The organism is Streptomyces sp. NPDC037126 (assembly GCF_055605965.1).
In genome coordinates, this window is sequence record NZ_JBVJTD010000008.1 from 213,171 (window position 1) to 234,300 (window position 21,130).

Sequence of the window (21,130 nt, forward strand, 5' to 3'; positions counted from 1 at the left end):
AGAGTGCTTCGGTCTGGGCGTTGACGAGCCGGATCAGTCCGCCGTCGTCGACGATGACCATGGCGTCCGGCGCCGCCTCCAGCAGCCCCCGGAACTTCTCCTCGGCGGCTCCCGGAGCTCCTGCCCGTGCCGGTGCTCCGCACCGGCACGGCTCCCGTGCCGTCGCACCGGCGGGATCCGGTGGTACCGCCAAGTCGCGCATCGCCATGCTCGCCCCCAGGCTCACCATGAGACGGGCCATTCCAGTGCGATCCGCACGGCGACACGACGCCTTGTCCTTTAGTGGCGCCACATCGCCCGAAATTTGTCGCCCACGATGATCGGGCTGACCGGATCTTGCCCGCCTCGGCCCGCTCGGCCTCCTGGCGCGGACGCCCGCGGGCCGCCAACTCCCTTTGGACACCCAGCGTTTACATGCGTTCGCCCCGTCGGCGGGAGGGTACTTGCTATGGTGTTACTCGTTGGTAGCAAGCCGAGTGGGGGGACCTGCGGCCATATCGCCATCGGGCGAACGGCCGAGACGGACGACCGGCAAGGGGGCCGGGCCGACGGCTTCTGCGCGTGCGCGCACACAGCCGCCGTACTCCAGTCCCCTCACCGCTGACCCGGACAGGTGAGACTCTTCACATGGCTCGTTCCCTGGTCGAATTACTGACCGTACACGCCCAGAAACAGCCCGACCGCACCGCCTACAGGTACCTGCTCACCGGTGACTGCGACGGAGAAGTCCAGCAGATCTCCTACGCACGACTGGCCGGCCGGACCCGCGCCGTCGCCGCCTGGCTCCAGGACCGCGGCCTCGCCGGCTCGCGCGCCCTGCTGCTCCATCCGCCCGGCCTCGAGTTCGTCTCCGCCTTCCTGGGCTGCCTCGCCGCAGGCGTCGTCGCCGTGCCGGGCGTGCCCCCGCAGGGACGGTCGCAGAACCACCGCGCCCTGATCCGGATGAAGCGCCTGATGGCCGACTCCGACGCCCAGGTGATCCTCGGCGGCCGCGAGGTCATCAACGCCCTGGGCACATGGACCGAGCACCTGCCCGAGCTGGACGCGGTCGCCCGCGTCGCCACCGAGGACATCCCCGACGACGCGGCCGGCTCCTGGCACGCCCCCGAACTCACCGCCGACTCGGTGGCGTTCCTCCAGTACACCTCCGGCTCCACCTCCGCCCCGCGCGGTGTGGTGGTGACCCACGGCAACCTGCTGGACAACCAGCGGATCATCACCGAGAGGATGGGGCACACCCCCGAGGCCCTGGCGGAGCACGGCGGGGAACTGCTCCTCAGCTGGCTTCCCGTCTACCACGACATGGGCCTCATGGGCCCCGTACTGAACACGCTGTACCTCGGCGCCACCGCCACGCTCTTCTCACCGCTGCACTTCCTGCAGCGCCCCGACCGCTGGCTGACCGCGATCAGCCGCTACCGGCCGCACACCAGCGGGGGCCCCAACTTCGCCTACGAGCTGTGCCTGAAGCACGCCACCGCCGACCTGGTCGACAGCCTCGACCTGAGCGCGTGGAAGGTCGCCTTCAACGGCGCCGAACCGGTGCGCGCGGCCACGCTGCGGCGGTTCGGCGAGACCTTCCGTGCGGCGGGCTTCCGCCGCGAGGCCTTCTACCCGTGCTACGGCCTGGCCGAGGCCACCCTCATGGTCACCGGTGGCACGGTGGGCGCGCCGCCCACCCTGCTGGAAGCCGCCGCCGGCCCGCACGCGGGCGAGGCGGACGCGGCCGCCGTGGGCTGCGGCCTGCCCGGGACCGGGACCACCGTGGTGATCGCCGATCCCGAGAGGCGGGAGGCGCTGCCCGAGGGCGAGGTCGGCGAGATCTGGGTGTCCGGCGCGAGCGTGGCCAAGGGCTACTGGCGCAACGCCCTCGCCACTCGCGAGACCTTCCGCGCCACCCTGACCGGCGGCGAGGACCGCTTCCTGCGCACGGCCGACCTCGGCTTCCTGCGTGACGGCGAACTGTTCGTCACCGGCCGCCTGAAGGACCTCGTCGTCGTCGACGGGCGCAACCACTATCCGCAGGACCTCGAACTGTCCGCGGAGTTGTCCCACCCGGCGCTGCGCCCCGGCTGCACCGCCGCGTTCTCCGTGGACGCCGGCGCGGAGGGCGAACAGGTCGTCCTCGTGGCCGAGGTGGCGCCCGAGGCGGCCGGCGAGGCCGAGAAGATCACCGACATGGTGCGCGGCGCGATCGGCGAGGCCCATCGCCTGCCGGTGCGGGACGTGGTGCTGGTCCACCCCGGCACCATCCCGAAGACCTCCAGCGGGAAGATCCAGCGCCGCGCCTCCCGGGCGGCCTATCTCGACGGCACCCTCGCCCCGGTCGGCGCGCCCGTCACGGGATGACCCGCCGCCGGTGCCCGTCCGCACCGGCGCGAGTCGCCCGTACCTCCCCGGGCGGCCGTACGTCACCCGATTCCAGCCGTACGCCGCTGCCGCATGCGGTCGTGCGGAATCCGCCCGCGTCACCACTGCTTGAGGACACCTCACCAGATGCCTGCGAACGAGCCCCGGAAGCAGTCCTCCACCACACCCCTCACCACCGCCGAGGACGTACGGGCCTGGCTGGGTTCGGCCGTCGCCGAGGCGGCCGGGCTCGATCGGCCGGACGTCGACCCGGACCGGCCGATCGCCGAATTCGGTCTGGGATCACGGCAGTTGGTGACGCTGGCCGCCGAACTCTCCGCACGCACCGAACGGCCGCTGGAGCCGTCGCTTATCTTCGACCATCCCACGATCGCCGCGCTGGCCGACGCGGTCCTCGGCGAACCGCCCGCCCCGTCGGCCGAGCGGGCCCCCGCCGGGGCTTCGCCGCGGGCGGCGGACGACGGCATCGCGATCGTCTCCATGGCCTGCCGCTTCCCCGGCGGCGCCGACGACCCCGAGGGGCTGTGGCGGCTGCTCGCCGCCGGCGAGGACGCCGTCCGCGAGGTACCGGCCGGCCGTTGGGACACCCGCGACCTCCACGACCCCGACCCCGACGCCGCCGGCAGGGCGTACACGCTGCGCGGCGGTTTCCTCGACGGCATCGACCGCTTCGACGCCTCCTTCTTCGGCATCTCGCCGCGTGAGGCCGACGCCATGGACCCGCAGCAACGGCTGCTGCTGGCGACCAGCTGGGAGGCGATCGAGCGGGCCGGGATCGTCCCCGCGACGCTGCACGGCAGCTCCACCGGCGTCTACCTCGGCCTGTACGACAGCGGATACCTCGCCTCCGCCCCGCTGGACCAGCTCGACGGGCACGTCGGCACCGGCTCGGCGCCCAGCGTGGCCTCCGGGCGCATCGCCTACACCCTCGGCCTGCAGGGCCCGGCGGTCACCGTCGACACCGCCTGCTCCTCCTCCCTGGTCGCCCTGCACCTGGCGGCCCGCGCGCTGGCGGCGGGCGAGTGCGACCTCGCGCTCGCGGGCGGCGCGAGCCTGCTGGTGACCCCGCGGGGACACGTGGAGTTCAGCAGGCTGCGCGCACTGTCGCCGTCCGGGCGGTGCAGCCCCTTCGCCGCCGGAGCGGACGGCGTGGTGTGGGCCGAGGGCTGCGGTGTGGTGCTGCTCAAGCGGCTCGCCGACGCCCGCCGCGACGGCGACCGGGTGCTCGCCGTGGTCAAGGGCTCCGCCGTCAACCAGGACGGCCGCAGCCAGGGGCTGAGCGCCCCCAGCGGGCCCGCGCAGGAACGGGTGCTGCGCGCCGCGCTCGACGACGCGGGACTCGCACCGGACGACGTGGACTACGTCGAGGCGCACGGCACCGGCACCCGGCTCGGCGACCCCATCGAGGGCCGCGCACTGGCCGCCGTCTTCGGACCGGGCCGCCCCGCCGGCCGGCCCCTCGGCGTCGGCTCGCTGAAGTCCAACATCGGTCACGCGCAGGCCGCCGCGGGCATCGGCGGCGTGATCAAGACGGTGCTCGCCCTCGGGCACGAGCTCATACCGCCGTCCCTGCACGCCGAGCCCCCCACGGAGCACGTCGACTGGGCGGGCGGCGGCCTCGCCCTGTACGGCAGCGCCCGCGCATGGCCGGGCGGCGGCGACCGCGTGCGGCGGGCCGGGGTGAGCGCGTTCGGCATCAGCGGCACCAATGCGCACGTCGTCCTGGAGGAGGCACCGCCCGCCGCCGCACAGGCCGGAGCGGAGGCCGAACTGCCCGGCCCGACGCTCTTCCCGCTCTCCGCCCGCACGCTTCCCGCGCTCCAGGCACAGGCCGGTCGCCTTCACGCACGTCTCGCAGCGCGGCCGGAGTCGCCGCTGCCCGCCGTGGCCGCCACGCTGGCCCACCGGCGCACCCACTTCGAGCACCGTGCCGTCGTCCAGGCGGCCGGACGCGACGAGCTGCTGACCGCGCTGGAGGCCCTCGCGGAGGGCAGGCCCGACACCGGCCCGACCACCGGCCCCCGGCGGACACCGCCCCCGGGCAAGGTCGCCTTCGTCTTTCCCGGCCAGGGCGCCCAGTGGGCCGGCATGGCCCGTGACCTGCTCGAAGGCGACCCCGTGTTCGCCGACGAACTCGACCGCTGCGACGCCGCCCTGCGGCCCTTCACCGCCTGGTCCGTGGCGGCGGTCCTGCGCGGCGGGCCGGGAGCCCCGTCCCTGGACCGCGTGGACGTCGTCCAGCCGGTGCTCTTCGCGGTGATGGTGTCCCTGGCCGCGGTGTGGCGGGTCCGCGGCGTCCGGCCGGACGCCGTGATCGGGCACAGCCAGGGCGAGGTGGCCGCGGCCTGTGTCGCCGGCGCGCTCAGCCTCAACGACGCGGCGGCGGTGGTCGCCCTGCGCAGCCGGGCCCTGGCCGGGCTGTCCGGCACCGGCGCCATGGCCGTCGTCGCCCTGCCGCACGCCGACGTGGTCACCCGTCTCGACGGTCTCGGCGGCCGGGTCTGCGTCGCCGCCGTGAACAGTGCCCGCGCGACCGTGGTCGCCGGTGACGTGGAGCCGCTGGAGGGCCTGCTCGCGGACCTCGACCGGGAACAGGTCTTCGTCCGTCGCCTCGACGTCGACTACGCCTCCCACAGCGCAGGGGTCGAGCCGGTCCGCGCGGAGGTCCTCGAAGAGCTCGACGGAGTGTCCACGTACCCCACGCCGGTCGCCTGGTACTCCACCGTCACCGGCGAGCCGGTCACCGAGGAGCTGGACGCCGGGTACTGGTACACCAACCTGCGCCGGCCCGTCCGCTTCGCGCCCACCGTGGAGCGCATGGCGGCCGACGGCTACCGCCACTTCGTCGAACTCAGCCCCCACCCGTCCCTGCTCACCGCCCTGCACACGATCGGCGAGGACTGCGGCCACGAGCTGGTCGCCGTCGGCTCCCTGCGCCGCGCCGAGGACGGGCCCGCCTGCCTGGACCGCTCCGCCGCCGAACTGCACGTCCTCGGACGGCGGATGGACTGGCGGCACCTGGTCGCCGCCACCACCGGGGTGGACCTGCCGACCTACGCCTGGGACACCCGGCGGCACTGGATCGAACCCCGGTCCGCCCCGGGCGGCCCCGGCCTGTTCGACCGGGCCGCGCACCCCTTGCTCGGCGTCCAGTTGCGGTCGGCCGACGAGACCCGCTGGACCTTCCGCAACGAGTGGTCCCCGGCGACCGCCGGCTGGCTCGCCGACCACACCGTGTTCGGCCGGACCGTGGTGTCCGGCACGACCCTGCTGGAGCTGTGCCGGGCCGCCCTCGCCGTGGCCCGCCCGGACGACCCGGCCGACGTGACCGACCTGATGCTGCTCACCCCCCTCGTGCTGCCCGCCTCCGGCACGGTCGAGGTGTCCGTCGAGGTCGTCACCACCGGCCCGGCACCGGAGATCACCGTGCACAGCCGCCCGCGCGGCCACGAGGACACCGGCTGGACCCCGCACGCCACCGCCTCGGCCGCCGGGGCGGCCCCGGCGACGGGGCGGCCGCCGCAATGGCCGAACGCGGCGGAACCCGCCTGGACCACGGAGACCTACGAGCGGCTGACCGCGGCCGGCCTCGGTTACGGTCCGGCCTTCCAGGGCGTAGCGCAGGCGGTGGTCACCGGCGCGGACGAGCTGCTGGCCCGGCTGTCGCTGCCGTCCGTCGCCCGCGACCCGGCCGACCCCTACCCGGTCCACCCGGCGCTGCTGGACGCCGCGCTGCACGTGGCCGCCGCCCTCGAAGGGGGTGCCGCCTCCGACGGCCGGGTGCTCCTCCCGGTCGCCGTGGGCCGCGCCGCGCTGCCGCACGGCGGCACCGACGACCTGACCGTGTCCGTGCGGCGCACCGGCGCCGCCGACACGGATCCCACGCTGGACGTGACGCTGTGGGACGCCGACGGCATCCTCCGGGGCCGGCTGGAGGGGGTGCGGCTGCGGGCCGCGAACCCGGCCGATCTCGCCGGCGGATCGGGCAACGGACGGCACCTGTACGAGGTGGCCTGGACGGCCGCGCCCGAACCGCCGGCCGGGAAGCCGGCCGGTGACTGGACCGTCGTCGGCGACCCGTCCGACCCGGACGTCGCCGCCGCCCTGCGCGGCCTCGAGGCGGCGGGGATCCGGTGCGGCGACACGGGGCGCGACGTGCTCGTACGGTTCTGGCCACAACCAGCCGGGGACGCCGCGACGGCCGCCGCCGTCCGGGAGGTGACGGAAGACGCGCTGGCCGAACTGCAACGGCTCGTCGCACAGGAGGAGGCCCCCGCCCGGACCGTCTGGGTGACCCGCGGCGCGGTCTCGGCCGCAGACCGGGACACCGTGCCCGGCCTCGTCCAGTCCGCCCTGTGGGGCCTGGCCCGCGGCGCCCGCGCCGAGCACCCGGACCTCGGGCTGACGCTGCTCGACCTGGAGGACACCGATCCCGCGGCCGCCCTGCTCGCCGCCGTCGCCCACGGGGACGAGCCCGAACTGGCGGGACGCGCGGGCACCTTGCTCGTGCCCCGGCTTGTACGCGCCCACGCGGCGGACACCGGCCGCGCGACCGTGCCCGCCGACGGCACGGTACTGATCACCGGAGGCCTCGGCGCCGTCGGACGCCACATCGCCCGGCTCCTCGCCGAACGGGGCGTGCCCCGCCTGCTGCTGACGTCCCGGCGCGGAGCCGACGACCCGCGCACGGCCGAGGTCACCGCGGAACTGACGGCGCTCGGCGCCGAGGTCGACGTGGCCGCGTGCGACGTCGCCGACGCCGCCGCCCTGGCCGGCCTCGTCGGTTCCGTCGCCGGCGAACTCCGCGGCGTCGTGCACTGCGCGGGCGTCCTGGACGACGGGGTGGTCACCGAACTGACTCCCGAACGCCTCGCCCGGGTGCTGCGCCCCAAGGCCGACGGCGCGGCCCACCTGCACCGGCTCACCGCCGACGCGCGACTCGACCTGTTCCTGCTGGTCTCCTCCGCCGCCGGTGTCGTCGGCAACGCGGGCCAGGCCGGCTACGCCGCCGCCAACACCTTCCTCGACCAGCTCGCCCACCACCGGCGCGGCCTGGGACTGCCCGCCGTGTCCGTCTCCTTCGGCGCCTGGGCGGGCGAAGGCCTCGCGGCCGAACACGCCGACCCGGAGCGGATGGCGCGCCTCGGCCACCGTGCCCTCACCCCGGAACAGGGCCGCGACCTCGTCGAACTCGCGCTGCGCCGGGGAGCCCCGCACCTGGTCGCCTGGGCGCTGGACCTGCCCCGCCTGCGGCGGACCACGGCCGGCGCAGGCGGCCCCGCGGCCGCGCTGTGGCGCTCACTGCTGCCCGCGCCCCGCACCGGACAGGAGGGCACGGACGCACTGGCGGACCGCCTCGCCCGGCTGCCGGAGCCCGAGCGCGCCCACCGCGCCCTGGAACTGGTCCGCGAGGAGGCCGCCCGCGCCCTCGGCCTGCGCTCGGCGGAGTCCGTCCACCCCGAACAGCCGCTGCGCGACCTCGGCATGGACTCCGTTACGGCGGTGGAGCTGCGCAACCGCATCGGCGCCCGCCTCGGCTCCCGGCTCCCCGCCACCCTGCTGTTCGACCACCCCACCCCGGCCCGCCTCGCCGAGCACCTGCTGGCCACCGCTCTCGCGACGGGCGGCCCCGCCCGTCCCGCGCCCGCCGCGCCCACCCCCGCGGCCGCGCCCGGCGAGCCGGTCGCCCTGGTGGCCATGGCCTGCCGCCTCCCGGGCGGCGTCGGCGACCCGGAGGAGCTGTGGCAGCTGGTCGCCGAGGGCCGGGACGCGATCGGCCCGTTCCCGGCCGGGCGCTGGGACGTCGAGTCGCTGTACGACCCGGACCCGGAGGCCCCGGGCAAGTCGTACGCCCGGGAAGGGGGCTTCCTGGACGACATCGAGTCCTTCGACGCGGGCTTCTTCGGCATCACCCCGAAGGAGGCCGCCGCCATGGACCCGCAGCAACGGCTGCTGCTGGAGACCGCCTGGGAGGCGCTGGAGCGCGCCGGGATCGTGCCCGCCGCACTCGCGGGCAGCACCACCGGCGTCTACGTCGGCATGTTCGGCAGCGACTACCTGACGGGCTCCCGGCTCGACCAGCTGGACGGCTACGTCGGCACCGGATCGGCGCTGAGCGTGGCCTCGGGCCGCCTGGCGTACGCGCTCGGGCTGCACGGCCCGGCGCTGACGGTGGACACGGCGTGCTCGTCGTCGCTCGTCGCGGTGCACCTGGCGGCGCAGGCGCTGCGGGCGGGCGAGTGCGACCTGGCGCTCGCCGGGGGCGTGACCCTCATGGTGACCCCGCAGACCTTCGTGGAGTTCAGCCGGCTGCGGGGCCTGTCCCCGACCGGCCGCTGCCGCTCCTTCGCCGACGACGCCGACGGCGCCGTCTGGGCCGAGGGCGCCGGCATGCTCGTACTGAAGCGGCTGGACGACGCGCGGCGGGACGGCGACGAGGTGCTGGCGGTGCTGCGCGGCACAGCCGTCAACCAGGACGGCCGCAGCCAGGGCCTGTCCGCGCCCAACGGCCCGGCGCAGGAGCAGGTGATCCGGCGGGCCCTGGAGCTGTCCGGCCTCGAACCCGCCGACATCGACTACGTGGAGGCGCACGGCACGGGCACGACACTGGGCGACCCGATCGAGGCGAACGCCCTCGCGCAGGTCTTCGGCGGTTCCGGCGCCCGGCACCGCCCGCTCCACCTGGGCTCGCTCAAGTCCAACCTCGGGCACACCCAGGCCGCCTCGGGCGTCGCCGGGCTGATCAAGGTGGTGGAGTCGCTGCGCCACCGGACGCTGCCGGCCACCCTGCACGCCGGCACACCCAGCCGGCACGTCGAGTGGGACGGCAGCGGTCTGCACCTGCTGCGGGAGTCCGTGCCCTGGCCGGCGTCGGACGAGCGCGTCCGGCGGGCCGGGGTCAGCGCCTTCGGGATCAGCGGGACCAACGCGCATGTGATCGTCGAGGAGGCGCCCCCCTGCCCGCCGGAGCCGCGGCCCGCCCGTGAACACCCCTCCGCCAGGCGGTTGTTCGTCCTGTCCGGGCGGAGCGAGGCCGCGCTGCGCGGACAGGCCGCGCGGCTGGCCCGGCAGCTGGCCGGGGACACCGCGCTCGGGGACGTCGCCCACACGCTCGCCCGGCACCGCAGCCACTTCGCGTGGCGGACCGCGGTCACGGCCGGGGACCGGGACGAACTGCGCGCAGCGCTCGACGCGGTGGGCGGCGGACGGACGCGGCCGGCCCGGCCGCGCGAGGACCAGGCGGGCAAGGTGGCCTTCGTCTTCTCCGGACACGGCGGTCAGTGGCCCGGCATGGGGCTGGAGCTGCTGGCCGGGTCCGACGCGTTCCGCGAGGAGCTGAGCCGGATCGACGAGGCGGTGCGGCGGCGCGTCGGCTGGTCGGTGCTCAACGCGCTGAGGGCGCCGGAGGAGTCCTCCCCGCTCCACCGCACCGACTGCCTGCAACCGGTGCTGTTCGCGGTCGGCGCGGCTCTGGCCGCGGGGTGGCGGGCGCTCGGCGTGACCCCGGACGCCGTGCTCGGGCACAGCCTGGGGGAGATCGCCGCCGCGTACAGCGCGGGCGCCCTCGGCCTGGACGACGCCGTGACCGTGGTGACCGGGCGGGCCGCGGCCGTCGTCCCGCTGGTCGGGCAGGGCGGCATGGTCGCGGTGGAGCTGCCGCGGGCGCAGGTCGAGGAACTGCTCGCCGACCACGGCGGCCGGCTGTTCGTCGCCGCGGTCAACAGCCCCGGCTCCACGGCCGTGTCCGGCGCCGCCGACGCGCTGGCCGAGCTGAGCCGTCACCTGGAGGAGCGAGGGGTCGCCGTACGGCGGCTGTCCACGCCGTTCGCCTCGCACACCCCGCTCATGGAACCCCTGCGAGAGGAGCTGCTCGACCGCTTCCGCGGCGTCCGGGGCGCACCGGCGCCGACCCCGCTGTACTCGACGGTGCTGGCCGAACCCGTCCCCGGCGACCGGCTGGACGCCGGTCACTGGTACGACAACCTCAGGCTGCCCGTCCGTTTCGTCGACACCGTCCGGCGGTTGCTGGACGACGGCTACCGCTACTTCGTCGAGCTCAGCCCGCATCCCTCGCTGCTGTCCGCCATCGAGTCGGTGGCCGCCGAGGCGGGGATCGACGTGGCCGCGGTCGGCTCGCTGCGCCGTCAGCAGGACGCCCCCGACGCCCTGCTGCGCGGGGCCGGCGAGTTGTACGTCGCGGGCCACACGCCCGACTGGACGGCGCTGTTCCCGCGAGGCCGTCGCGTCGATCTGCCGACGTACGCCTTCGCCCGCGAACGTCACTGGCTCACGCCCGCCCCGGCCACCGCCACGGGCTCCTCACCGCTGCTCGGCACGCACGTCGAGTCCAGCGACGAGCCCGGCCGGCACCTCTTCCAGAGCGACATCGACCTGCGGGACGGCCGCTTCGCCTATCTGGGCGACCACCGGGTGGACGGCGAGGTCTGGCTGCCCGGCGCCGCCTTCCTCGACATGGCCCTGGAAGCGGCCCGCGCGGTGCAGGAGGGCCGCCACGTACACCTGCGGGACGTCGAGTTCGTGCAACCGCTGCGGTTGGACCCCGAACGGCCCGTACGGGTGCAGCTGGTGCTGCGGCCCGCCGAGGACGGCTCGTGGTCCTTCACCGTCGCCTCCGCGGCCGCGGGCGGGCGGCGCCCGCGGTGGGAGCGGCACGTCGGCGGACGCGTCGCGGTGACCGGCGAACAGCCCCCGGCCGGCGCGTCGCCGGCCCCCGTGCGTGAGCGGTGCACGCAGGACGTGGACCTGCCGGCGCTGTACACCGGGCTGACCGCCCTCGGCATCGACTACGGGCCCGCCTTCCGGGGCCTGGAGCAGGGCCGCCGCGGGCGCTCGGCGGCCCTGGGCCGGCTGGCCGCCAGGCCGGCCGCGGGGCACCTGCTGCACCCCGCGGTCCTCGACGCGGCGTTCCACACGGCCGCCCTGCCCGAAAACGCCCCCGAGGGCCGGGCGTTCGTGCCCGCCGGGGTGGGACACCTGCGCTTCACGGGCCTGCGCACGACGCCCGCCTGGGCCGGCTGCGAACTGCGCTCCGTGTCCGGGGACACCGCCACCCTGGACCTGAGGATCTGGGACGAGGACGAGCAACTCATCCTCGAGGTGACGGAGTTCCGGCTGGCCGCCCTCTCGCCGCTGGACGGTGCCCTCTTCGAGACGCGCTGGCACCCGCGCCCGGCCGCGCAGGAACCGCCGGCCCGGGGCACCTGGCTGATCCTGGCCGACGACACCGGGGTGGCGGCCGCGCTCGCCGAACGGCTCGGCTCCTCGGTGCCGCACGTCGTCGCCCGCACGGGCAGCGCCTTCGCCGCCGAGGGGCCCGGGCGTTACGTCCTCGACCCGGCCGACCCGCGGCAGCTGACCCGGCTGCTGGAAGAGGCCTTCGCGGGCGGCGGGCCCGAGCAGGTGGTCCAGCTGACCGCCCTCGACGCCCCGGCGATCGGTGACGCCGGATCGGCCGAGCGGGCGGCGCGGCTGTGCTGTCTGAACACCCTGCACCTGGTGCGCGCCCTCGCGGACCGCCCGGGGGGCCGCCCGCCGCGCCTGTTCGTCGTCGTACGCGGCAGCCAGGCGGCCGGGGGCAGCACCTGGGTGACCGACCCGCAGCAGGCGCTCGCCTGGGGCTTCGGCCTCGCGGTGGCGCAGGAGTACCCGGAGCTGTCGACCACGCTGATCGACCTGCCGCCCGACGACGGCGTCGACGCGCTGTGGACCCAGCTCAGGCACGCCGACGACGAACGGCTCGTCGCCCTGCGCGGCACCGGACGCCTGGTGCCGAGGCTGGCGCCCACCCGCCTGGACGACGGAGCGGACGGAGCGGACGGCGCGGAGGGCGTGGACGGCGTGCACCTGATCACCGGTGGCCTCGGCGGCCTCGGCCGCGTCGCCGCCGAACGGCTGGTCCGCCGCGGGGCCCGCCGGCTGGCCCTCATGAGCCGGGGCACGCCCGACGCGGAGGCCAGGGACTGGATCAGGGGTCTCGAAGAGCGGGGTGTCACCGTGCACCTGGCCCGTGCCGACGTCGCCGACCGGGAAGGTCTCACGGCCGCCCTGGACGCCGTACGGCACGCCTGCGGCCGGATCGGCACGGTCGTGCACGCGGCCGGTCTGCTCGACGACGCCACGGTGGCGAACCTGACCGACGAACGCGTCCTGCGCGTCCTCGCCCCGAAGGTCCTCGGCACCGCTCTTCTCACCGAGCTGACCCCGGAGGCCTCGAACCTGGTCCTGTTCGCCTCCGCGGCCGGACTCCTCGGGTCGGCCGGGCAGAGCCCGTATTCGGCGGCGAACGCCTTCCTCGACGCCTGGGCACACCACCTCTCCCACGCCGGCCGCCGGGCGCTGAGCCTGGACTGGGGTGCCTGGGCCGGTGTCGGCATGGTCGCCGGGTCCGACGCCCGGTCCGCCGGGACCGGCCGCTCGGGCATGGCCGCCTTCTCGCCGCAGGAGGGCGGCGAGCTGTTCGAACGGGTACTGGCCACCACCCGCCGCCAGCTCGCGCCGATCTCCCTGGACCGGGAGATGCTGACGCTCGTCCCGGACGCCGTGCGCACCCGCCCGATCCTGGGCGACCTGGTCACCGTCCCGGCGGGCACGGCCGCCTCCGACGACCTGGTCAGGAAGGTGTTCGCGGCGACGACGGACCAGGACCGCGCCGACTGGCTGGAGGCGTACGTCCGGGCCCGGGTCGGCGAGGTCTCGGGGGGAGCGGCCGACGTGTCGGCGACCAGCGCCCTGAAGGAACTGGGCCTGGACTCCCTGATGCTGGTGCGGTTGCGCAACGCCTTCGTCCGCGAACTGGGCGTGGAGCTCCCGGCCGCGGACGTGTTCACGGCGGCCGACGTCCGCGGCCTCGCCCAGGTGCTGGCCAAGGGCCTGCCACCACGGGAGGCGGTGGCGCGGCAGAACCCCGGCGACCTGGCGGAGAAGGTTCCGCAGACCGAACTGCGGCCCGCGACGCGCGACGTCGTACGACTGCTGCGCAGCGCCCGGCCGGGCATGCCGGACGCGGCACACGCGATCGGCCTCGCCGTACGGCTGACCGAGCCGACCACCCCGGAGACGCTCACCGGCGTCCTGACCCGGCTCGTCGCGCGGCACGCGGCCCTGCGTACCGCGATCGTCACCACGGGCGAAGGCGTCCGGCGGCTGCGCGTGGACCGGGTGCCGGCCGAGCCGGTGCTGCGCCGCACGGCGGTCGACGGCCCACCCGACGGCGCCGAGCGGCTGCGCACCCTCCTCGCGCCGCCGTTCGACCTGGAGGCGACACCGCTGTGGCGGTTCGAGCTGGTGGACGGCGGTGCGCACGGCCAGGTCCTGGTGTTCGGCGCCCATCACGCGGTCGGCGACCTGCAGTCGCTCCTGCTCGTCGCCGGGGAGATCGACGCGGAACTGTCGGGCACCCCCCTGGACGCAGCCGTCACGAACCGCGACATCGCCCTGCTCATCGAGGCCCAGCAGGGCGGTGAGGGCGCGGGCGCCGAGTGGCGCGAGCACTTCCACGGCAGCGAACGGCTCGACCTGGAACTGACCAGGCCGCGCCCGGCGACCCGGTCGTACCGGGCCGGCAGCGTGACCGTGACGATTCCCGACGGGCTGACGGAACGGGTCGCGGCGGCCGCGAGCAGGCTGGCCGTCACCCCCGCCGCCTTCTGCCTCGGCACCCTGACGGTGCTGCTGGCCAGGATGCGGGAACGGGAGCGGTTCGTGATCGCCGTGCCCGTGGACACCCGCATCCACGCGGACGCGTTCGACGCGGTGGGCTTCTTCGGCGTGCCGGTGCCGTTCCCGGCCGAGGCCCGCGCGGGCGAACAGGTCGCCGAGGTGCTGCGCCGCACCGACGCCCGCCTGCAACGCGTCCTGGCCAAGGGCGCCATGTTCTCCGACGTCCTCGCCACCCTGGCCCGGCAGGGCCTGCACCGGGAGGAGGCGCCGCTCGTCGAGGTCTACTTCAACTACGTACGGTCCTCGCGCCGCCTCACCCGGCTGGAGGTGCTGCCCGCCGGCACCGGCTGGTCGGACCTCGACCTGATGATCACCATGAGCCCGGACGCGGCACGCGTCCGGCTCGACCACAACCTGGACATCCTGGACGCCGCGGCCACCGCCGAACTCGCGGAGGAGTTCCTGCGGCTGCTCGGGGAGACGGCCGAGGACCCGGCGGTCCCGGCCCGCGCAGCCGCCCGGGCCCCCGCCGGTACGAAGCCCGCCCCCGGCCGGTCGCTGGCCCTCGCCGCCACCTTCGCCCTGGGCGACCTCCCGAAGATGTGCGAGGTGGCCGTGCGGGACGGGGCCGGGGACGGCGCACCGGCGATCGCCGAGGCGCCCTACCACCAGGTGCTCGCGAGCCTGCGGGATCCCTCGGGCGTCTTCACCGACCCCGCGACGGCGGTGGGTGCGGTACTGCTGCGCGCGGCGGACCTGGAGCGCTTCGGCCCGGTCGACGACGCGCTGCTCGCCGAGCTGCGCACCGCCTACCCGGCCGCGCTGAAAGCCCTGTCCGAACGCACCCGCAAGCCGCTGATCGTCGGGTTCCTGCCCGCGGCCCGCCCGGAGGAGAGGCTGAGCCGATGGGAGCGCGAGGTCGCCGCCGGGCTGAGCGGTCTGCCCGGCGTCGCGGTGCTCGGCCCCGACGACTGGACCCGTCACCACCCCGTCGCGGAACCCTTCGACGAGCGGACCGAGCGGCTGGCCCACCTGCCCTTCACCCCGGCCTTCCAGGCGGCCGTGGCGCTGCGGCTCGCCGAGGTCGTACGGGCGGTGCTGCGCCCGGCGCCGAAGGTGATCGCGGTGGACGGCGACGAGACCCTGTGGGGCGGGGTCGCCGGCGAGATCGGCCCCGAGGCCGTCGACCTGGACGGCCCGCGCGCCCTGCTCGCGCGAAGTCTGCTGCAGTGGCGCGCGGCGGGGGCGCTGCTGGTGCTGGTCAGCAACAACGACGAGGCCACGGTCCGCGCGGTCCTCGACCGGCCGGACAGCCTGCTGAAGGCCGGGCACTTCAGTGTGCTGTCGGCCGGCTGGGCACCCAAACCGGGCCGCCTGGCCGAGGCCGCGCGCACCCTCGATCTCGGCCTGGACAGCTTCCTGTTCCTGGACGACAACCCCGCCGAGATCGCCAAGGTGCGCTCCGCGCTGCCGCGGGTGCTGTCGGTGACCTGCCCGTCCGCGGACCGGCTGGAGGACTTCCTGGCGCGGTTGTGGCCCCTGGTCCCCGCGCCGGCGACCGCCGAGGACGCGCTGCGGGCCAGGTTCTACGCGCAGGACCGGGAGCGGGAGGCCGTCCGCGAAGCCGCCGGGTTCGAGGAGTTCCTCGCCGAGCTGCGGCTGGAGGTCGACATCCGGGCCCTGTCCGAGGCGGACGTCCGGCGGGCCGAGCAACTCGTCCACCGCACCAACCAGTTCACGCTCCGCGCCCGGTCCGCCGACGGCGGCGACGTCGCCCGGTGGCGGGAGCGGGGCGAGGTGTGGACGGCGTCGGCGAGGGACCGGTTCGGCGACTACGGCCAGATCGCCCTTCTCGCTCTGCGGGCGGACGGGGACCGGCTCGACGTCCTCGGCTGGCTCATGAGCTGCCGGGCACTCGGCCGAGGGGTCGAGGAACGCCTGCTGCAGTGGCTGGCCGACCGTGCCGAGGATCGGGGCTGCGCGACGGTCCGGCTGACGGCGGAGCGCACGGAGCGCAACGTACCGGCCCGGCGTCTGCTGGCCGCGCTGGGCGGCGGCCACCAGGACGACGAGCGCCTGGAGGCCGTGGTCACGCCGGACCGCCTGCGGGCCTTCCGGTCCTGGACGCAGCGATGAGGACGTCCCACGGCAGCGGGTGGACCTCCTGCCGGGCGAGCGGCTTCAACGCAAGCAGCGCATGCACCGCAAGCAAGGGCCTTGCCGGAAGCAAGGGACAAGGACGCACACATCGTGAAGGGCTCTCATGCGTGACGTGACGGAGGACTCCGGGCAGCGGGCGACCGCCGAGGCGATCGAGCGCGGCGGCGGGCTCGGTGTGGACGAACTGCTGGCGAGGGTGGCGCGGACGGCCACCGGCTCGGACTCCGGCGGCGCGCCCGCACCGCCGCCCCCGGACGTGGACGGCCTGGCCGCGGCCATCGCCGCCGCCGCGGGCCGCTACCTGCCCGCGGGACACCTGGCGCCCGACGCCGACTTCTTCGACGCGGGGGGCACGTCCGTGCACGCCGTGGAACTGGTCGCGGAGCTGGAGCGCGAGCTGGGCATCGGCTTCGAGCTGGACGAGGTGTTCGCCGACGCGCGCCCGATCGGTCTCGCCCGGCGCCGGCTGCGGGCGACCGGGGCCGGGGCGTCGGGCGAGGCCGCCCCGCCGGCCGTGGGCGCGGGCACCCCGGCGCCCACCACCCGGGGCATCGCGCCGGCCCCGCCCGCCGGCACGCAGCCGGCTTCCGGCGCGGGTGCCGTCGAGGCACCGGCTTTCCCCGGCAGCCCTTCACCCGCCGTAGCGGGCGCTCCCGCGGCCCCCGGGCCGCGCGTCCCACCCGCGCTCCGCCCCCGTACCGGCAGCGGCGACGACCGGTATGCCGGGGCCCACCCGGAGACCCTCGGCCAGATCCTCGCCGACCTGGCCCTCGCCGACCGCCTGCCGTTCGTCGACGTGCCCGAGCCGCTGCCGCCCCGCCGGATCCTGCTGACCGGCGTCACCGGCTTCCTCGGCAGTCACATGCTGCTCGACCTGCTCCGGCACAGCGACGCGCACGTCCACTGCCTGGTGCGCGCGGAGGACGAGGAGGCGGCCGTCGCACGGCTCGGCGAGGCGCTGCAAAGGCACCGGCTGCCCTGGTCCTCGGAGGTGCGGCGCCGGGTGACCGTGCTGCCCGGCGACATCCGGCGGCCCCGGCTCGGCCTGTCCGACGAACGGTGGCACGCGCTCGCCGACGAACTGGACAGCGTCGTCGGCGTCGCCGCGGCCGTGGACTTCCTGCGCGGCTACCAGTCGCTGCGGGCGAGCAACGTCCTCGGCGCGCTCACCCTCGCCGAACTCGCCGCCACCGGCCGTCCCAAGCCGCTGCACCACATCTCCTCGATCGCCGTGTTCAACGAGGTCGGCATCACGTCCATGGGCGAGGACGACCCACTCGCCCACGTCGACCGGCTCGTCTCGGGCTACGACCAGTCGAAGTGGGCCGCCGAGGCAGCCCTGCGCCGCGCCCGCGACCACGGCCTGGTCGTCACCGCGCTGCGCCCCGGCGGCATCGGCGGCCACACGAAGACCGGCGCTCACAACCCGCAGGACCTCAGCAGCGGCCTGATCTCGGCCTTCGGCCGGTTCCGCACCGTCCCCGCCTTCCGCTGCCTGAACGCGGCCCCGGTGGACTGGGTGAGCCGGGTCGCCGTCGCCGCGATCTGCGAGCCGGACGCCTGGGGCTACGACTACAACCTCACCGGCGTGCCCAACACCCTCGACGACGTCGTCCGTGACATGGCGCTCGGAGGCATGCACGTGCGGGTCCAGGACTGGGACGAGTGGCGCACCGACGTCCTGGCCCGCCTGGAGGCCGAACCGGTTCCCGAACTCGCCTTCCTGACCAGGGTGTTGCGGAGCCCCACCGCCCTCAGACTGTGCGAGGCGACCCTGCAGGGCCCGGCGGCCGGTGGCGCACGCACCACCGCGCTGGTCGAGGCGCTCGGGCTGCCGCCCGCCGCCCGCTACGACGCGCGGGCCCAGCTGAGGACCTTCGAGCGGCTCGCCGAGGACGGCCTCGCCAGGCTGCCGCACCGGGACGACCAGCCCTACCTGTGGTTCTCCGAGACGACGGAGGGCGGCGTGGGACCGGTCGGTTCCCCCGCCGACAGCCCCTGCTCCATGGCGCTCACCCTCTCCATCGCGAGCATGTACCAACTGGTCAAGGAGCGCCGGGTGGACGTGAGCGGCGAGGTCGTCTGCACCGCCGCACATCGCGAGCCGCTGACCGTCGAGCGCGGCGACATGTGGGTCCGTCCCGAGGAGGGGATCCCCCAGCAGCACGGGCTCAGGCACCAACTCCTGCGCTACCGGCTGCGGTTGCGCGACGCCGACGGCGGCCACTGGTGGCTGGAGGGCCACAAGTACGCCCGGGCCCGCCGCGACCTGTGGCGGCAGACCCGCGCGCTGACCGTGCGGATCGGCCGCGAGGGCGAACCGGCGAGCCTGGCGGGCGAGGTCGTGGTGCCCGCGGACTCCTACGTCCGCGACCAGATCGACGGCATCGAGGTGGACCCGCGCCTGACCCCCCAGGAGAAGCGGGCCGCCAAGCTGACCTGGCTCGCCTGGTTCGGCCTGGAGATGGGGCGCGGCCTGCTCGGCCCCTTCGCCCGCGCCGCCGGTGACCTGCTCGACCTGCGCCGCACCCCGACCCCCGTGGAGCACCACCGATGATCTTCAGGACGACCGCCTCCCGCGCCGGCGGGCCCGGGCTGCCCCGGGTCAGGACCACCGCGACCCCGCGCCCACTGCACCACCGCCTCGACCCGGCCCGCGTCGAGGAGATCCCCCTGCGGGCGGACGACGGCCTCCGCCTCGGCCTGACCCGCATCCGCACGGACGCCGCGGACCGCCCCGCCGTGCTGCTCCTGCACGGACACACCGCGTCCGCCGACATGTTCCTGCTGCCGGAGACCCGCAACCTGGTCGACGTCCTCCTCGACGAGGGCTACGAGCCCTGGCTGCTGGACTGGCGGGGCAGCTGCCGGCTGCCGTACAACGAGACCGGCCGGAGGTACACGTACGACGACGTGGCCTTGTACGACATCCCCGCGGCCGTCTCGTACGTCCGGGCGCGCACGGGCGACCGCCCGCTGTTCGTGGTCGCCCACTGCATCGGCTCGCTCACGCTGTCCCTGAGCATGGCGGCGGGACTGGTGCCGGGCCTCGCCGGCGTGGTGTCCCAGGGAGTGTTCCTGACGCCGAAGCTCGCCGGCCGGACGTCGCTGCGGATGTCGCTGGCGGGAGAGCTGCTGAAGACGCGGATCGACCACATCCCGGTCGACTTCCGCAAGGTGGGCCTGTGGTCGAAGTACACCCCGCTGTTCGCGCTGGCGTCACGGAAGGCGAGCTGCCCGGACCCGACCTGCCAGATCCTGCACAACTCCGCCTGGGGCACGGGGGCCTCGCTGTTCGTCCACGAGAACCTGTCCGAGTCCACCCACGACCGCCTCGCCGACCTCCTCGGCCCCGCCCCGCTGTGGATCCTGCCCCACCTGCGCCGCATCGAGCTGGCCCGCAGCGTGGTCCGCTGGCGCGACACCGACCACCGCTACCGCGCCCTGCCGCCCAACGCGCTGGACGCGGCCGGCCGTATCGACACCCCCGTGCTGCTGCTCGCGGGCAGCGAGAACGGGCTGTGGCTGGACTCCCAGCGGCTCTGCCACGAGGTACTCGCCCACCGGCAGCCCCAGTTGGACGTGTCCTACACCGAGATCCCCGGCTACGGCCACCTGGACACGTTCCTGGGCCGGGGCGCCGCGCTGGACGTCTTCGGTCACATCCTCGACTTCCTCGCCGCACGGCGGTGACGCGTATGGCGTACCACTGACAACAGATGACCACTTTTCGTACATTTCCGACTACACGAGCGCGGGCGCCTCCCCGGGTGGGCCTCGCTCCACTGCTTCAACTCGACGACGACGCACGACGGCTGCCCCGTCGTCGGGTGCACTCCGGCCAGGACGGCGTCGGCGCGCACCGTATCTCCGCCTGTGCGGGCCTGTGCCCGTGCAGATGGCGGAGGTTCTCGGTCAGATGCAGCGCGAGCGACCCTTCGAGGATGCGGGTGGCCACGGACGCCGCGGACTCACGGAACAGCAAGGAAATGCCCCCAGGCAGCACGAAGAAGACTCGTGCGGGTGGGGGCATGTCCTCCGGCGTCCGCCACGCGCCGCCGTGGAGCGGGTGCGATGGCGGATCAGGAAGCCCGTCGGGCCGCTGAGATGTTGTCTCGACATCCTAGGTGAGCGCGGCGATCAAGAGGAGGGGGTTCCGTACGGGTTCGGCCACGTCCGGTGACGGACGGCAGGGTCACCTGGTGCTCTGGCGAGAGCGGGCGTTGACCTCGGCGAGGAGAGCGCTCAGCAGCTCGTCCTGGCTCAGTGTGCGGACGTGACGCGGGTCGGCATCCCACTCGCGGCCGCCGCCGAGCGGCCGGACCTGGAGGTACGGACCTTCGTGGCCCATGACCCGGCCGACCCGGTCGCGGGCGGTGTCCCGTACGGCCTCTCCCACTGCCGGGACCCCGCTCGGGCTTCCACCCCGGTCGTCGTCCTCCGTCACGTACTGATCCCCTTCAGGATCACGTCCGCGAGCATGAGGGCCACGGGCGCCGAGCACACCCCGAGGTGAACGAGCGCGTACCGGGCGTCGTCCTCGCGGTCGTCCACCCACGGGGTGCGGATGTCCATCGCCGGAAGCTGGATACCGGCCCGGCTGAGCGCGGAGGCGAGGGCGTCACGGGCGTCGAGGGCCTCCTGGACCTTCGGAGCGGTGGGTGGCGGGCCGTCCGCGACGGCTGGGTGGTCGATCGCCGTCGCGTGGTCCGGGTGTCGCGGTGTGGGGGTCATCGTCGTCCTCGTCGGTCCAGTCCTACGGATTCCAGGACCCGGCTGCGCTGGGTGGATTACTCTGCGTAGTCCGGGCGTTACGAGGATGCGCCGGGATCTGAGCGGCCGGGCCGTGGACGGGGTCGTGCTTCCCCGCGTCCCGGAGGTCGTTCCACACCTTCCACACCGTCCACCGAGCTTTTCGGAG

7 protein-coding genes and 1 pseudogene are annotated in these 21,130 nt (G+C 75.2%); 4 read left to right on the forward strand and 4 right to left on the reverse strand.

Features of this window, described 5'->3' with window-relative positions:
* Positions 1-241, reverse strand: a 241-nt coding sequence (locus ACZ7FF_RS20100) for a PAS domain-containing protein (RefSeq protein ID WP_470813577.1), incomplete at its 3' end; no start/stop codon positions are given.
* Between the two features lie 386 nt (positions 242-627).
* Between ACZ7FF_RS20100 and ACZ7FF_RS20105 the strand changes: the two genes are divergently transcribed.
* The 4 genes from ACZ7FF_RS20105 (at position 628) to ACZ7FF_RS20120 (ending at position 19,902) form a co-directional block, all read left to right on the forward strand.
* Positions 628-2,349: a fatty acyl-AMP ligase gene (locus tag ACZ7FF_RS20105; protein ID WP_470813578.1), complete on the forward strand. Its 1,722-nt coding sequence runs from the start codon at positions 628-630 to the stop codon at positions 2,347-2,349.
* Between the two features lie 147 nt (positions 2,350-2,496).
* A complete protein-coding gene (locus tag ACZ7FF_RS20110; protein WP_470813579.1) occupies positions 2,497-16,185 on the forward strand; it encodes an SDR family NAD(P)-dependent oxidoreductase in 13,689 nt (4,562 codons plus the stop codon).
* Positions 16,186-16,312: 127 nt separating this feature from the next.
* Positions 16,313-18,766 carry a thioester reductase domain-containing protein gene (locus ACZ7FF_RS20115; RefSeq protein WP_470813580.1) on the forward strand — a complete coding sequence of 818 codons (2,454 nt, stop codon included), beginning with the start codon at positions 16,313-16,315 and terminating at the stop codon, positions 18,764-18,766.
* Positions 18,763-19,902 (forward strand): alpha/beta hydrolase, encoded by a 1,140-nt coding sequence (locus ACZ7FF_RS20120; protein WP_470813581.1) that lies wholly within the window; start codon positions 18,763-18,765, stop codon positions 19,900-19,902. Before ACZ7FF_RS20115 ends, ACZ7FF_RS20120 begins: the two co-directional genes overlap by 4 nt.
* A gap of 74 nt (positions 19,903-19,976) precedes the next feature.
* On the opposite strand, the pseudogene ACZ7FF_RS20125 reads toward ACZ7FF_RS20120, so the two are convergent.
* From ACZ7FF_RS20125 to ACZ7FF_RS20135, 3 genes and pseudogenes are all read right to left on the reverse strand, one after another.
* Positions 19,977-20,194 (reverse strand): annotated as a pseudogene (locus ACZ7FF_RS20125) (ATP-binding protein); the annotation flags it as partial.
* A 210-nt stretch (positions 20,195-20,404) separates the two neighbouring features.
* Positions 20,405-20,656 (reverse strand): hypothetical protein, encoded by a 252-nt coding sequence (locus ACZ7FF_RS20130; protein WP_470813582.1) that lies wholly within the window; start codon positions 20,654-20,656, stop codon positions 20,405-20,407.
* Complete coding sequence (locus ACZ7FF_RS20135; protein WP_470813583.1) at positions 20,653-20,943, reverse strand: hypothetical protein; 291 nt, start codon at positions 20,941-20,943, stop codon at positions 20,653-20,655. Before ACZ7FF_RS20135 ends, ACZ7FF_RS20130 begins: the two co-directional genes overlap by 4 nt.
* Positions 20,944-21,130: the final 187 nt, after the last annotated feature.

Bases quoted from the DNA above. Each gene is read 5' to 3' on its own strand.
- ACZ7FF_RS20105 (WP_470813578.1), top strand. From the start codon at position 628: ATGGCTCGTTCCCTGGTCGAATTACTGACCGTACACGCCCAGAAACAG.
- ACZ7FF_RS20110 (WP_470813579.1), top strand. From the start codon at position 2,497: ATGCCTGCGAACGAGCCCCGGAAGCAGTCCTCCACCACACCCCTCACC.
- ACZ7FF_RS20115 (WP_470813580.1), top strand. From the start codon at position 16,313: ATGCGTGACGTGACGGAGGACTCCGGGCAGCGGGCGACCGCCGAGGCG.
- ACZ7FF_RS20120 (WP_470813581.1), top strand. From the start codon at position 18,763: ATGATCTTCAGGACGACCGCCTCCCGCGCCGGCGGGCCCGGGCTGCCC.
- ACZ7FF_RS20135 (WP_470813583.1), bottom strand. From the start codon at position 20,943: ATGACCCCCACACCGCGACACCCGGACCACGCGACGGCGATCGACCAC.